This window comes from Moritella viscosa, from assembly GCF_900120065.1.
Classification (GTDB): Bacteria; Pseudomonadota; Gammaproteobacteria; order Enterobacterales; family Moritellaceae; genus Moritella; species Moritella viscosa.
Genome location: NZ_FPLG01000079.1, coordinates 12,190 through 26,853, shown reverse-complemented (window position 1 = coordinate 26,853; position 14,664 = coordinate 12,190). Strand labels below are relative to the sequence as shown.

Below are 14,664 nucleotides of genomic sequence, written 5' to 3'. Positions count from 1 at the left end.
GGGTCGCTCTTTTTCTTGTGTCGACTGCATGCAAGGTTTACAATTATCCCACATTCCTTATTCCTTGTTAAAAGAGAACATAATGGCTGGTCCTCAGTTTATTTATTCGATGCATCGTGTTGGCAAAATTGTGCCACCGAAGCGTCACATTCTTAAAGATATCTCACTAAGTTTCTACCCTGGCGCTAAGATCGGTGTATTAGGTCTAAATGGCTCTGGTAAATCAAGCCTGTTACGTATTATGGCTGGCGTAGATCAAGACTTCGAAGGTGAAGCGCGTCCACTTGCTGGCACTAAGATCGGCTACTTACCGCAAGAACCGGTATTGGATCTGGAAAAAACAGTACGTGAAACCGTTGAAGAAGCGATTTCAGAACTAAAAGATGCAATGGCAGGTCTTGATAAAGTTTATGCCGATTATGCAGAACCAGATGCAGATTTTGATAAGCTAGCAAAGCAACAAGAAAAGTTTGAATCTATCATTCAAGCGCACGATGGTCACAACATCGAAAACCAACTAGAGCGTGCTGCTGATGCATTACGTTTACCTGAATGGGACACTAAAATTAAAGTCCTATCAGGTGGTGAACGTCGCCGTGTTGCTATCTGTCGTTTGTTATTAGAAAAACCAGACATGTTACTACTAGACGAACCAACCAACCACTTGGATGCAGAATCTGTGGCTTGGTTAGAGCGCTTCTTACACGATTATGAAGGCACTGTTGTTGCAATTACGCATGATAGATACTTCCTTGATAACGTAGCTGGTTGGATCTTAGAGCTTGACCGTGGTGAAGGTATTCCATGGGAAGGTAACTACTCTTCTTGGTTAGAACAAAAAGATGCGCGTCTTGAACAAGAGTCATCTAAAGAAAGCGCACGCAAAAAATCGATTGAGAAAGAACTTGAATGGGTACGTTCAAATCCGAAAGGTCGTCAGGCGAAAAGTAAAGCTCGTATGGCACGTTTTGAAGAGCTTAACCAATCAGATTACCAACGTCGTAACGAAACGAATGAACTGTTTATCCCACCGGGTGAGCGCCTAGGCGACAAAGTGATTGAAGTTGAAAATCTAGGTAAAGCCTATGATGGTCGTGTACTTATTGATGATTTATCATTCTCTATGCCAAAAGGCGCGATTGTCGGTATTATCGGTCCTAATGGTGCGGGTAAATCAACATTATTCAAAATGCTAGATGGCAGTGAATCACCAGATTCAGGTTCTATCTCTGTAGGTGAAAGTGTGAAACTTGCCAGTGTTGATCAGTTCCGTGATCACATGAACGGTGAGAACACTGTTTGGCAAGAATTATCAGATGGTCTGGATATGATCAAGATCGGTAATTTTGAAATCCCATCTCGCGCTTATTGCAGCCGTTTTAACTTTAAAGGTACCGATCAGCAGAAACGTGTTGGTCACCTTTCCGGTGGTGAGCGTGGTCGTTTACATTTAGCTAAACTACTACAGACTGGTGGTAATGTATTACTGCTGGATGAGCCAACTAATGACTTGGATATCGAGACATTACGTGCACTCGAAGAAGCCATTCTTGAGTTCCCTGGTTGTGCGATGGTTATTTCCCATGACCGTTGGTTCCTTGATCGTATCGCTACGCATATTCTTGATTACCGTGATGAAGGTAAAGTGAACTTCTACGAAGGTAACTACACCGACTATGAAGCATGGCTGAAGAAAACGTTAGGGCCAGAAGCGACACAACCGCACCGTATTAAATACAAACGCATTAGTTAATTTTACCGTCGATTTTGACGAAGAAACGACAAATGTGAATTAAGAATAAAAGCCTGTAATTATGATATTACGGGTTTTTTTTTGCCTGTTTCATTCATTGCATATAATGACTTTATCTTTAAATTACGATGAAATGTTGTTATTACTCTGATTTTAATTGGCGAATAAGTTATTGCTTACTAAGTGTTTGTAATGAAATTTTGATTTCGATTTAACAACTTGGCAGAATAGCGAAACAATATAAACAATGGATTGTTTTATTTCCTGTGACTTTTATTAAATACGCTATTTTTATCACATTATCTTTATCTTTTGGTATTAGCGCTTTTGCGGTGCGAGCTGAACATAAAACCGAACATGTTCGTATTTTATTACCGCCTACGTCGGTGGTTCAATCTGCGGGCTATTATATGGCGCAGCATAAGGGTTTTTTTAGTGCTCAGAGTCTTAATGTGGACTTAACGTCGACACGTTCTCGCCAATCAGTCACCCAATCGGTCGATCAAGGAGAGGCTGATTACGGAGTGACAAATGCGGATGTCTTGGTTGAAAAAGCCAATGGCCGGGCTCTCGTTGCTATTGCTGCCATATTTCAACACTCACCCAATGCTTTATTAGTATTAAAAAACAAAGGCATTAATAAGTTATCCGATTTAAATGATAAACGGGTGCTGTTACTACCTGAATTTAAAGATATTGAAGTGGTCAGTTTATTACGTAAACAGAATATTGATTCAATCAATATTTTATCAACATCGGCCGCGCGTGATATTACTACTTTAGTTCACAATCAATTTGACGCCCTCAGCATTAATTTAATTCGTGGCCCCTATAACGCTGTTCGTCAGGGCGCGGAACCGATTATTTTTATGCCGAAAGATTATGGTATCGATTTTTACAGTGGTTTCTTATTTACCAGCGCAGCAGAAGCAAGCTTAAACCCAGAGCGTGTTGCAGCAGTTCGGACTGCGGTGTTACAAGGATGGGAATATGCGTTAACACATACTGAAGAAACGCTTGATGTATTGGTGGCATTGAATCAGCAGTTACCGTCAGCCTCTTTGGATGTATTACGTAATCAATTTAAATATCAGTTAATTACTATGCGGGATTATATTTTGCCTGATTTTGTGCCTTTGGGGTATATTAATCGTCAACATCTTGCCGATATTCAACAGCAACTTATTGATCTTAATTTTATTTCACAAGGCAGTGATTTTAGTCAGTTTATTTATACGCCGCCTCGAGCCAAAATAGACTGGAAAGTGTGGGGCGTTTGGGTGAAAGTTATCGCCGTAGCGTTGTTATTTAATGGCTTGTGGTTATTTTATTTGTTAGTCATCAACCAGAGATTAAAGCGCGAAATTTTGGAAAGGAGACGTGCAGAGCAACAGGTTAGGTATGCAGCGATGCATGATAACTTAACTGGGCTAGCAAACCGAACTCAGTTGATGGAGACACTTGAACATATTCTGCCGCTAGCTAAAAAAGGAAAAATCACACCGGTATTATTGTTTATGGATCTGGATCGTTTTAAGTTAGTCAATGACCGTTATGGGCATGCGGCAGGGGATGAACTACTTATTGCCGCTGCGCAACGTATGTCACGTTTACTTGGCGCGCCAGGCGAGTTATTAACGCGGCTAGGTGGGGATGAGTTTGTGGTTTTACTGCCGAACTCTAATCTTCGCTATGCTGGTCAGCTAAGTGAACAGATTGAACGTACTTTATTGCAATCATTCGCCTTATCTGTGTGTAATGTATCTATCGGTATTAGCATTGGTTATAGTGTTTATCACCACAATATGAGCGCAGATGAGCTATTGACTGGTGCAGATAACCAAATGTATGAAATAAAAAATGAGCATCATCAAAAAAGAAAGCAGATAGTCTGTTAAGTGGCACTTATTTTGCTTATCTAACGTTATTATCTATTACTTGACGCTTTGTACGTGTACTCAGTAGTAACGTGCAGACTTTTTCCTGTAAAATAACGATTAACGTGTTTTCTGTGTCATTCCTTACCGATGCATTTAACCGTCGCTTATTTTAGTCATAAGTGCCTAGCCGTAATAGTTGTATTCATTTTCCAATTTAAGCAGTGATCGCCAGCATGGAATTATCTAATTACGCCGATGTAATTAAAAAATTAACGACCTTGTATCATGAACCTGATTTTAGTCTTTTGTTCGCACAATTGACTGAAGGTGAAACGAACAGTAAACGTTTTTTGATCAAGATGGAGGTCAATCGTCTTTCTGCACCTACACGGCGGATCCTAGATTTTCGTCAACGTGGTGATAGTGGCGCGGTAGCGTATGAGTATGATGGTATTTTACATCATATTAATCCGGTCGAAATTAAGCTTTTAGAACAGCTACTAGTCCAGCACCAAGGTAATTATACGCTGGGTATATACGAAGAAGTACTGGCTTTTCATCAAAGTGAACGCAGTAAGCCAGTAAATGAACGCAATGTTATAACGCATGAACCCGCGGCGAAATTTTCGGTCGAACCGATTCAGTATGCGTCTTATTTTGTGCGTAACGAAGAGCGTATGCACTACAGTTCCGCGATAAAAATGCGGTTTGGTGACCGTGTTATTGATGCAATGACCTCTGATTTATCCACTAGCGGTATTAAAGTTAAAGTGAATAAAAGTCACGGCATTGTGACAGGCAGTTTAGTGAATGTGAACTTTTCGAGCTTACGTCAAGAATATGCGAATCATTTATTACGTGATTTCTTTGCTTATAAACTTATGGGGATCGATGAAGAAGAGAAGTTTGATTATTTACGTTTAATGCGGATAGATGATAATAATGAATTAGATATCTTTATCAGTAAGTTGATCACGCAAAATAAAAGCAAATACAAAGTTAACGTCCGTTATCAAGAAGAGAATGTCGTTGTAAAAGGGTATGAACAGTTCTTTTTGCCACGAATGTCAGGCTTACCTCTGTATATTTCGGGTGATGAACAGCCTGTATTGAGTCATTTGTTGTTGAATGAAAATAATCGTGGAGTATACGATTATTGGATAAATGAAGAATCTAAAAGTCAGCTTGAAGCATGTTGGCAGACACCTTGGATGCAAGGGTTATTACAGACAAAGAAAAGTATCGAAACGACCATTTACAGTTTTTATTATACGCAGAATGGGCGTTTGTATTTTTACGCCGCCGACGCGATTAGTTTGGCTAAGTCAGGTTTGAAAGCCTTATTTTTATCCTTTGCCTGCCAGCGTCCTAATTTTAGAGCATTTAAATTTTCATTATACCCATCAAAGTTTGATGAAAAGAAACATTTGCTTGAAGCGGAAAGTAACCAACAGCCGATAGGGTCGACAATGCTCGTTGGATTACAAGATATTCGTTGGGTTGGATTATTGCAAGATATTACCAATGAAAATATTCTGAATGATTATAAAGCATATGCGCAGCAGGGCAGTAATTTTAATCAATTGCATCAATACCGTTTACCAGCGGCAGGGCAACGCGCGATATTAGCCCAGTTTAAGTTTGTACAATTACGTAAAGAAGCACGATTCAGTTACAAAACTGCCATTGTAGTGAGTAATACCGAACGTAGCATCAAAGGTTGGAGTAATGATTTTTCGACTGAAGGATTACAGATCGAATTAGAAGCACCGTTGGATGTGCAGATCGGACATCGCGTTTACCTTGAACTTCCGATGTTACAAAAACTGTCTACTAAAGTAGAGCTTGCCAATTTACCTTACAGTGTTGTTGGCTGTAATAAAGCGAAAACAATTCTACACTTGCAGATCTCGGGTGATAAAGACGCACATATTGGCTGTAAATTTTTTAGTTTGTTAATCAGTAGCAATAAAGATAAATTAAAAAGTACTCCTGAGCCAACGCAATCACCAGGTGTCACCGCGGTGTTACGGAATATGTATTGTCAGCATTTAGCGACCATGCCGTTATATATTCATAAGGTAAACACGAGTTACCAGATGGATAGGGTAGGTATTAGCCCGAATGAAAATAGTTTATCACCGTTGTTTGAATATTTTGGGCAAGCTGAATCCCGCTATAATTTGTACCCTCTGTTATCTGATAATAATATTAAGCAGGTTTTTGATGATGCATTAGCCGAGCTAAAACCCACTTATCGCCCTTGGCAGCAGGTGCTTTATATTACGATTGCAACCAGTGACTCTGTGGTAACAACTCGATTTGAAAAAGATTTTAGTGATGAGCATGAACGTCGCCAGTTCATTACCCACAGTTTACAAAAAGGGAGCTTCTTTGCGATCCTGGTTATGCTATCTCGCACTGGGCGACCGGATATGGAATACATTGAAAAAGAACTTAACTACGTAAGCCATTATGCAATACACAGAGCGCAAAAGCTTGAAGACGAATTATGGAGTGTACGCGGAGTGGTGGATTTGATTGATGTGTCCGATGAGTTGTTGTATCGACTCGGTCTACGCCGCATGCGTTGATGAGTACTGAACTATTTGTTCGTCTATTCATTAATAGAGTCCACGTAAACAATCGCTAACGTGGACTCTTATTTTCTTTAGAGTAGGTTACGACCAGCTCGCGTCAACACAGTTCGCTGCCTGTAGTAGACCAACTAGGCCTTCTAAATCATGATAATTCAATGCGACTTGGGCTTGTTGTTGAACAATCGGTTTAGCATGAATAGCGACGCCGAGTGCCGCACTTTTCAACATGATTAAATCATTGGCGCCATCACCAATCGCGACCGTTTGCTGTGGGGTAATTTGATATTCTTGTGCGAGTGCTTGCAGGGTATCGGCTTTCACCTGAGCATCAACAATATTGCCAATCACTTTACCTGTTAAGATGCCATCGACGATTTCGAGTTCATTGGCATAAACAGCATCAAATCCTAAATCATCTTGTAGACGCTTCGCGAAGTAAGTAAACCCACCTGACGCGATCGCTACTTTCCAATTAGCCTGGTGTAAGGTTGCAATGAGTAATTCTAGACCTGGCATAAGCGGCATAGCATCAGCAACTTGGGTTAATACGGCTTCAGGGCAGTTAGTTAGTGTTGCAACGCGCGAACGTAGGCTTTCAGAAAAATCTAATTCACCATTCATAGCGCGTGCTGTTACTGCTGCGACTTGTTCACCGACACCTGCAAGTTTGGCTATTTCATCGATACATTCAATTTGAATGGTCGTTGAATCCATGTCCATTAATACTACCCCCGGTTGTTTTAAGCTCGGTAGTGTTTGGCTTAATGCATAATCAACATGATAATCACTACTCCAGCTTACTAACGTATCTTTGAATTGCTGCTGTAGTTCATCAGATAACGTGGTAAAGCCTAAAACAATAATGTCACCTTGATTAACGGCTTTTTCGAGTGGTACTTGCTTGTCGGTTAATACGTTATTGTTTAATGCATAGTTTGCTGGTGGATATAGGATAATATCGCGAGAGTCTTGCGTTGACTGTAGCCGTTGACTCAATGTGGACAGCAGGTTGAGCAGCGCCTCACTTGTTATACTTGGCGCGATTAACGTGAGATAATAGTAATTACGGCTACTTAGTGGCAATTCTTGCGCCGAAATATTAAATTGCCCCTGACAATAAGTGACATGTTTTATTTCAGTGCTTTGTAAGGTTAACAATTGTGGCCATGCTATTGGCGGAGTATTACTAAATAAAGTCTCAGCGAGTTGAGTCATTTTGCTACTAATCCTTGTAATCGATAGGTTACTGCTAGCAAAGATAACGTATTCGACTTAAAATTGCGATTCGTAATTACGGTATTCAGAGAGGAACTTGTTGTGGTTAAAGGTAAGAATAATGACAACCCTGTAAATACAGAGCTTGTTCCGCATGAGCCACATTTAGCGACGAACCAGACGACAAAGTATAATAAGGATGGTAAGTCTAATGGCCGTAATAGGTTTTTAAAGCGTCAAACTTCATTATTAATTGCGTTAAGTCTTAGCTCACTCTTCATTTTTATTGCTGTCTCGTTATATAACAATGTCACAGCCTCTCGTTATCACCAGGTTGATATGTTCGTGCACTCATTGTTGGACTATCCAACTAAAATGGCGGCTAATTTGATTGTGGCCCGTGAGTCGACCGATCGTAATACCCGAGTTAATAGTAAAAATCAGCTACAACAGCTGGTGGATGAAGTCAGCGAAAATCCGTATGTTACTAGCCTGCATATTTTTGCTGAAAATGGTAAGTTATTAAGTTCTTCTCAAGAAGACTATATGGCAGAATTACTGGCTAAAAAACAGTACGTAGTCCCAAAAGGTGTGCGTGTTTATCTCAAACCTATATTGGCAGACAATAAACCTGTGGGTTTTTTACAGTTGCATTTTAGTTATCAACAAATGCTTAAAACCTTCACTATTTTCCAGTTTGACGCCACTAAGTCTATTTTAATATTGTTTCTGTTGTTATTGCTGTTTGGGGTCATTATCGGCGTGACGATCAACCGCGTTCATCATAAGTTTCGTTCAAAAGGGTAATCTGATGTCTAAACATATACATATTCTGGGAATTTGTGGCACTTTTATGGGTGGCATAGCAGTACTGGCTAAACAGCTAGGTTATAAAGTGACGGGTTCTGATGCCAATGTTTACCCGCCAATGAGCACTCAATTAGAAGAGCAAGATATCGAACTTATCGAAGGTTATGATCCGAGTCAGCTTGACCCTGCGCCAGACATGGTCATTGTAGGTAATGCCATGTCACGTGGTAATCCTTGTATCGAATACATGTTAAACCGGAAACTCGCTTATACCTCTGGACCACAGTGGTTATCTGAACATTTGTTACAGCACCGTTATGTGATTGCGGCTTCGGGTACCCATGGTAAAACTACAACGGCGGCTATGGTTGCATGGATCTTAGAATACGCGGGACTCGAACCGGGTTTCTTAATTGGTGGCGTACCTCAAAATTTCACTGAATCAGCACGCCTAGGCGGTGGTTATTTCTTTGTCATCGAAGCGGATGAGTACGATACGGCCTTTTTCGATAAGCGTTCTAAGTTTGTACATTACCAACCCAATACGCTGATCATGAATAACCTTGAATATGACCATGCCGATATTTTTCCTAACTTAGCGGCGATCCAGCGTCAATTCCATCATGTAGTCAGAACCGTACCCAGTAATGGCCTGATCTTAATGCCAGATAATGTACCTGCATTGGATGAAGTGATACAACAGGGTTGCTGGACGCCACTGCAATGCTTAGGCACTGAGCATAACAGCCACTGGCAAGCGAAAAAATTACGTGACGATGCCAGTCAATTTGAAGTCTACTGTAAAGGTAAGTTAGCTGGCGTGGTGAAGTGGGGTTTGATTGGCGATCATAATTTACAAAATGGCATGATGGCGATTGCAGCTGCGCATTATGCGGGCGTTGAGTTAAACCAAGCCATTGCTGGATTAGGGGCGTTTAAAACCCCGAAACGTCGTATGGAAGTTAAAGGTGAAGTGCAGGGTATCCGCGTTTATGATGACTTTGCGCACCACCCAACGGCGATCGCCACGACATTAGCTGGGTTACGCGCTGCTGTCGGTAGTGAACGTATCATTGCCGTATTAGAACCGCGCTCAAATACCATGCGTATGGGGACGCATCAACAAGCATTAGCACAATCGTTAATGCAAGCTGATGATGTGTTGTTATATCAACCAGCTGGTTTAGATTGGAATCTACAGCCTGTTGCTGATGAGTTATGTGTCACGAATAGATCGGGTTCGACAAATGAATCAGGTATAGATAATAGTCATAAAGCTGCTATTCATCAGCACATTAATGATTTACTTTCTGATATTACGATACGAGCAAAAGGGCAGTCTGGTCCTTGCCATGTACTAATTATGAGTAATGGTGGGTTTGCGGGTATTCATGATAAATTGTTAGCTGAATTATAAGTGAATTCATAATTAGAAAAATGATAACTAGAAAATGATGAAATATACGAAGAAGGGCGATGACTATCATGCAAACTAAAACGGCTGAATTTAGCAAACGCATTACCTTAGGGATTAGTGGTGCGTCAGGCTCACAATATGCGGTACGTTTATTAGAATTATTATTAGCGGCTGATGTGCAAGTACATTTGTTGATGTCGGATGCTGCTAAAGTGGTAATGGCAACTGAAACTGATGAAAAATGGCCTGCAGACAATAAAGCACTACAGTTATTCTTAACGGATAAATACCAAGCGAAAGCAGAACAGTTATTCGTGCCAAGCAGCAAAGATTGGTTCTCGCCTGTCGCATCGGGTTCAGGTGCGCCAAAACAAATGGTGATCTGTCCGTGTAGTATGGGAACCGTAGCGGCTGTGGCACAAGGTATGTCGACCAACTTATTACACCGTGCTGCTGACGTGGTATTAAAAGAACGTGGTCAACTGGTACTGATTCCTCGTGAAACGCCCTTATCACCAATTCATTTAGAAAATATGCTGAAATTGTCTCGTCTAGGGGTCACTATCATGCCAGCTGCGCCGGGTTTTTACCGAAAACCGAAAACGCTTGATGATCTCATTGATTTGATGGTCGCTCGTATTCTTGACCATTTGGACGTTGACCAATCTATTTATGCAGGTTGGGGCCGTTAACCCCTGCCGCCCCTTGAAAGAAAGGGGGGCTTGGGAGGGCGTTAAGCTTTCGCTAATGCTGACGTTACATACTTTTCTAAAAATTCAATAATACTTTCTTTATCCATGGCTTGAGGTTGATTCACCAATTGCAAGATCATATAGCCTTGGTTGGATAGACTACGGGCAAATTCAGTTGTGGTTAAATAGGTATTTATTTCACCCGATGCGATAGCGGGTTCTATCTTGTTGCTGATAATTGCGATGTTGTTATCGAGTAGCGCCAGATAACGCGGCCAAGTATCTTCTCGAATAGAGGAACTCCATTCTAACCAAATGTAAGTGAACTGTGGATTATTGATGGCAGCCTCAACAAAATCGGCTAAGTAGTCATGAATGGCTTGATGCGCACTTTTACTTGGTTGTCCAGCAAGATCAATAAAGCTCTTACGTACCATACTGCTAAAAAAATCTTCAATTTGTATTAATACACTGTCTACTAGTTGTTCGCGGCTGCTGAAATAGTTAAAAACAGTGGCGACGGACACCTGTGCTAACTCTGCGATTTCTGCGTGACCAGCACGGCCAAGACCGCGTTTAGAGAATACTTCAATCGCACACTGCATTAATTGTTCGCGACGGGCTTCGGGAGAGAGACGGGTACGCCGTCTGATTACTGCAGGCATTTCCATATGTAGCATCCAAGTAGAATAATTAAATGTTAATTTATTGTTAATGTTATCATTAGGCTTGTACCGAGTCCAACTATGATACGAAACTAATCATGTTTTTAAGTGATAATCGCTCGTATTTAATGATTACAAACTCAGTGATTTTAGTGAAACTATTTCGACTATTGCCATTAGGCTGTTAAACTGTGCGCAAATTTTAGATATAAACTTTGAGAATAATTATTTTTGAGGTCGTATATTTTAGACATACATTTTTAGAGAACAGTATTTATCGGTTATTTGCTGGTGGTATTGGGATCGTTTGGAGAAATTAACATGAAACACACTGTTGAAGTGATGATCACTGAAGCTGACGTGCAAGCAAAAGTAAAAGAGTTAGCTGCACAAATTGAAACGCATTATAAAGATACTGAAACGCTAATCATCGTTTGTTTATTACGTGGTTCGGTTATTTATATGTCAGATCTGTGTCGTCATATTAATTTACCGGTTGAGTTAGACTTCATGACCGCATCAAGCTACGGTAATTCAATGGAAAGCAACCGTGATGTACGTATCTTAAAAGACTTAGATAGCGACATTAAAGGTAAAGATGTACTGATCGTTGAAGACATCATTGATACTGGTTTTACACTTAGCAAAATCAAAACGATGTTAGAGCTGCGTGATCCTAAATCAATCACTATTACTACACTATTAGATAAGCCGTCTCGTCGTGAAGTTAATGTACCGGTTGATTGGGTTGGTTTTGAGATCCCTGACGAATTCGTGGTTGGTTATGGTATCGACTATGGTCAGAAATACCGTAACTTACCTTACGTAGGTAAAGTGGTACCGTTAGAAGGTTAAGTTTTACTTAATCTGTTCGAGTCGTTTAAGACGTTCAGCCGCAATAGCTGATCTTTCTTTAAGCGACTCTCTCTATTATCCCCTTTAACTAGACTTCGGTTTTTCATGGCGAGTTTAAGCTAGGGTCTTTACTCCATCCTCGCATTTCTACACCATTCCAGTATAATTCATCTCCCATTCTTCTCTAGGTTTGTTCATCTCATGACGTTAGCACTTGAAATAAAAGGGCTCCAGAAGACGTATTCTGGCGGAGTTCAAGCAGTAAAAAACATAAATCTTACCGTTGCTAAAGGTGATTTTTATGCACTGTTAGGGCCTAATGGTGCAGGTAAGTCGACGACTATCGGTGTGATGAGCTCATTGGTAAATAAAACTGCCGGACAAGTTAAGATCTTTGGCTTTGATATTGATACAGATCTTGAAGCAGCCAAGAGCAAGATCGGTTTAGTACCACAAGAATTTAATTTTAATCCGTTTGAAAAGATTGAAAATATTATTGTCAATCAAGCGGGTTATTATGGTGTACCGCGTAAAGAAGCGTTAGTGCGTTGTGAAGCACTATTAAAACAACTGGAATTATGGGATAAACGCCATGAAGCAGCGCGAAACCTGTCTGGTGGTATGAAACGCCGACTAATGATCGCGCGTGCATTAGTACATGAGCCTGAACTGCTTATTTTAGATGAACCAACAGCCGGTGTTGATATTGAATTACGTCGTACTATGTGGGATTTTTTACAGCGTAAAAACGAACAAGGTATTACTATTATTCTTACCACGCATTATTTAGAAGAAGCAGAAATGTTGTGCCGGAATATAGGTATCATTGATAAAGGTTTGCTGATTGAGAATACCTCAATGAAAGCCCTGTTATCGCAATTAAATAGTGAATCCTATTTACTTGATATAAAGAGTCGACTTGATATCAACAGCCAGTTAATCAACCCTGAATTAGATGGTTACAGCTGTCGATTATTGGATGATCATACCTTAGAAGTGGATGTGGCTAAGCATCGCGGGTTAAATGCGTTATTCGCGCAATTGGCGACAATGAACATTCAAGTTCAGGGGATTCGTAATAAAGAAAACCGTCTCGAAGCGTTATTCATGGATATAGTCGAGCAAGGGCGTAACAAAGATTTAAGTGGGTTAGCAAAATGAATAAAAATTATTTAATCGCGTTTAACAGTATTCTAAATAAAGAGATAACCCGCTTTATGCGTATTTGGGTACAAACGTTAGTACCGCCAGCAATCACCATGTCGTTGTACTTTGTCATCTTCGGTAACCTAATTGGTTCTCGTGTCGGCCAGATGGAAGGATTTAGCTACATGGCATTTATTGTACCTGGTTTGATCATGATGTCGGTGATCACCAATTCTTACTCTAATGTCGCGTCGTCGTTTTACAGCGCTAAATTTCAGGGGAATATTGAAGAATTATTAGTATCTCCAGTACCCACTTATATTATTATCGCTGGTTATGTCGGTGGTGGTGTCACACGTGGTTTACTCGTTGGCTTTATTGTGACTGGTGTGTCGCTGTTCTTTGTACCATTACAAATACACAGCATATTGGTGATCGTTACCACATTATTATTTACCTCTATCTTATTTTCGTTAGCAGGTTTGTTAAATGCTATCTTTGCCAAAAGCTTTGATGATGTTTCGATTATCCCTACGTTTGTATTAACGCCATTGACCTATTTAGGTGGTGTATTTTATTCAACGTCACTGTTACCACCAGTATGGGAAACTATTTCCCACGCCAATCCCATCATTTATATGGTTAGTGCATTCCGTAATGGTTTCTTAGGTATCGAAAACATCCCTTTATTCTACTCATTTACTGTCATTATCGGTTTTATTGCCGTGCTATACAGTTTGGTTTATCGCCTGATCAGTAAAGGTGTGGGTTTAAGAAGTTAATAAAGCAGACTTGTTCTTAGTTTTTCCCCCTGCTTTTATTAATAGATAAGAAGGGAGGAATTATCACTAATATTAAAAATTGGTAAAATAAATGAATACTCAGCAGCAAACAACACAAGACGATTCGATGGGTAACTCTCGAGAGATTACAACTAACCAAACGGGCTTAAACGAGCACCTAGATGAAGTTGTATTAAAACATCTTAAGCACAAATTCCGTAAGCCATACCGCCAACATACAGTTGAAGCGTTTGAACAGATGCAAGCGATTGTAGCCGCAGACCCTCGTCCGATTATTTTTGATTCTTGCTGTGGCGTTGGTGAAAGCACCGCTAAGATCGCACAGTTGCACCCTGACTGTTTGGTGTTTGGTATGGATAAATCAGCCGACCGTCTAGACCGTAATGAACAGCACCGCCATGCTCATCAAATCGATGGACAGGTATATCACTTATTTCAGGTTGATTTAAACGATCTGTGGCGTTTAGCCGTGGATGCAGGTTGGCAGTTACATAAACATTATATTTTGTATCCAAACCCATGGCCAAAAGCTAAACATTTACAACGACGCTGGCATGGTGCTGCGGTATTCCCGTCAATCTTAGCGTTAGGTGGCGAATTAGAACTGCGCAGTAACTGGCAATTATATTTACAAGAATTTCAGCATGCTTTATTACTGGCGAATGTAAAAAGTGACTTACAGACGTACAAAGCATTAGAAGCAACCACACCATTTGAGCGTAAGTATTGGGCGAGTGGCCAAACGTCTTGGCAGTTAATCGCAAAACTGTAACGTTTGGATTAACTCTTAATCAGTAAAAATAAAAAGCCTAATGTCTCCATTAGGCT

Annotated in this window: 12 protein-coding genes; 10 read left to right on the top strand and 2 right to left on the bottom strand. The window is 40.4% G+C overall.

What is annotated here, in order from left to right:
• The first annotated feature begins 82 nt into the window (after nt 1-82).
• The 3 genes from ettA to BT797_RS10635 all read left to right on the top strand — a co-directional run bounded on the left by ettA (nt 83) and on the right by BT797_RS10635 (nt 6,227).
• On the top strand, nt 83-1,753 hold the full coding sequence (gene ettA, locus BT797_RS10645) for an energy-dependent translational throttle protein EttA (protein ID WP_075472031.1): 1,671 nt from the start codon (nt 83-85) through the stop codon (nt 1,751-1,753).
• 266 nt (nt 1,754-2,019) lie between these two features.
• Nucleotides 2,020-3,651, top strand: a complete 1,632-nt coding sequence (locus BT797_RS10640; RefSeq protein ID WP_045111773.1) for a GGDEF domain-containing protein — start codon at nt 2,020-2,022, stop codon at nt 3,649-3,651.
• Nucleotides 3,652-3,866: 215 nt separating this feature from the next.
• Complete coding sequence (locus tag BT797_RS10635; protein ID WP_075472029.1) at nt 3,867-6,227, top strand: PilZ domain-containing protein; 2,361 nt, start codon at nt 3,867-3,869, stop codon at nt 6,225-6,227.
• An 87-nt stretch (nt 6,228-6,314) separates the two neighbouring features.
• Here BT797_RS10635 and serB read toward each other — a convergent pair whose 3' ends face one another.
• Nucleotides 6,315-7,448 (bottom strand): phosphoserine phosphatase SerB, encoded by a 1,134-nt coding sequence (gene serB / locus BT797_RS10630; protein WP_075472027.1) that lies wholly within the window; start codon nt 7,446-7,448, stop codon nt 6,315-6,317.
• Nucleotides 7,449-7,550: 102 nt separating this feature from the next.
• Here serB and BT797_RS10625 point away from each other — a divergent pair, with 102 nt between their 5' ends.
• From BT797_RS10625 to BT797_RS10615, 3 genes are all read left to right on the top strand, one after another.
• A complete protein-coding gene (locus tag BT797_RS10625; RefSeq protein ID WP_045111770.1) occupies nt 7,551-8,255 on the top strand; it encodes a hypothetical protein in 705 nt (234 codons plus the stop codon).
• A 4-nt stretch (nt 8,256-8,259) separates the two neighbouring features.
• Nucleotides 8,260-9,675, top strand: coding sequence for a UDP-N-acetylmuramate:L-alanyl-gamma-D-glutamyl-meso-diaminopimelate ligase (gene mpl / locus BT797_RS10620; protein WP_075472025.1), 1,416 nt, complete (start codon nt 8,260-8,262; stop codon nt 9,673-9,675).
• Nucleotides 9,676-9,743: 68 nt separating this feature from the next.
• Nucleotides 9,744-10,367 (top strand): flavin prenyltransferase UbiX, encoded by a 624-nt coding sequence (locus tag BT797_RS10615; RefSeq protein WP_170860741.1) that lies wholly within the window; start codon nt 9,744-9,746, stop codon nt 10,365-10,367.
• A gap of 41 nt (nt 10,368-10,408) precedes the next feature.
• Here BT797_RS10615 and BT797_RS10610 read toward each other — a convergent pair whose 3' ends face one another.
• Entirely contained in the window at nt 10,409-11,038 is a 630-nt protein-coding gene (locus tag BT797_RS10610; protein WP_075472021.1) for a TetR/AcrR family transcriptional regulator, read from the bottom strand.
• A gap of 315 nt (nt 11,039-11,353) precedes the next feature.
• On the opposite strand from BT797_RS10610, the gene hpt reads away from it, so the two are divergent.
• The 4 genes from hpt to trmB all read left to right on the top strand — a co-directional run bounded on the left by hpt (nt 11,354) and on the right by trmB (nt 14,608).
• Nucleotides 11,354-11,887, top strand: coding sequence for a hypoxanthine phosphoribosyltransferase (gene hpt, locus BT797_RS10605; protein ID WP_045111766.1), 534 nt, complete (start codon nt 11,354-11,356; stop codon nt 11,885-11,887).
• Nucleotides 11,888-12,088: 201 nt separating this feature from the next.
• Nucleotides 12,089-13,048 (top strand): ABC transporter ATP-binding protein, encoded by a 960-nt coding sequence (locus tag BT797_RS10600; RefSeq protein WP_045111765.1) that lies wholly within the window; start codon nt 12,089-12,091, stop codon nt 13,046-13,048.
• Entirely contained in the window at nt 13,045-13,815 is a 771-nt protein-coding gene (locus BT797_RS10595; protein ID WP_075472019.1) for an ABC transporter permease, read from the top strand. The genes BT797_RS10600 and BT797_RS10595 overlap by 4 nt, the downstream gene beginning before the upstream one ends.
• A 91-nt stretch (nt 13,816-13,906) precedes the next feature.
• Entirely contained in the window at nt 13,907-14,608 is a 702-nt protein-coding gene (trmB, locus tag BT797_RS10590) for a tRNA (guanine(46)-N(7))-methyltransferase TrmB (protein ID WP_075472017.1), read from the top strand.
• Nucleotides 14,609-14,664: the final 56 nt, after the last annotated feature.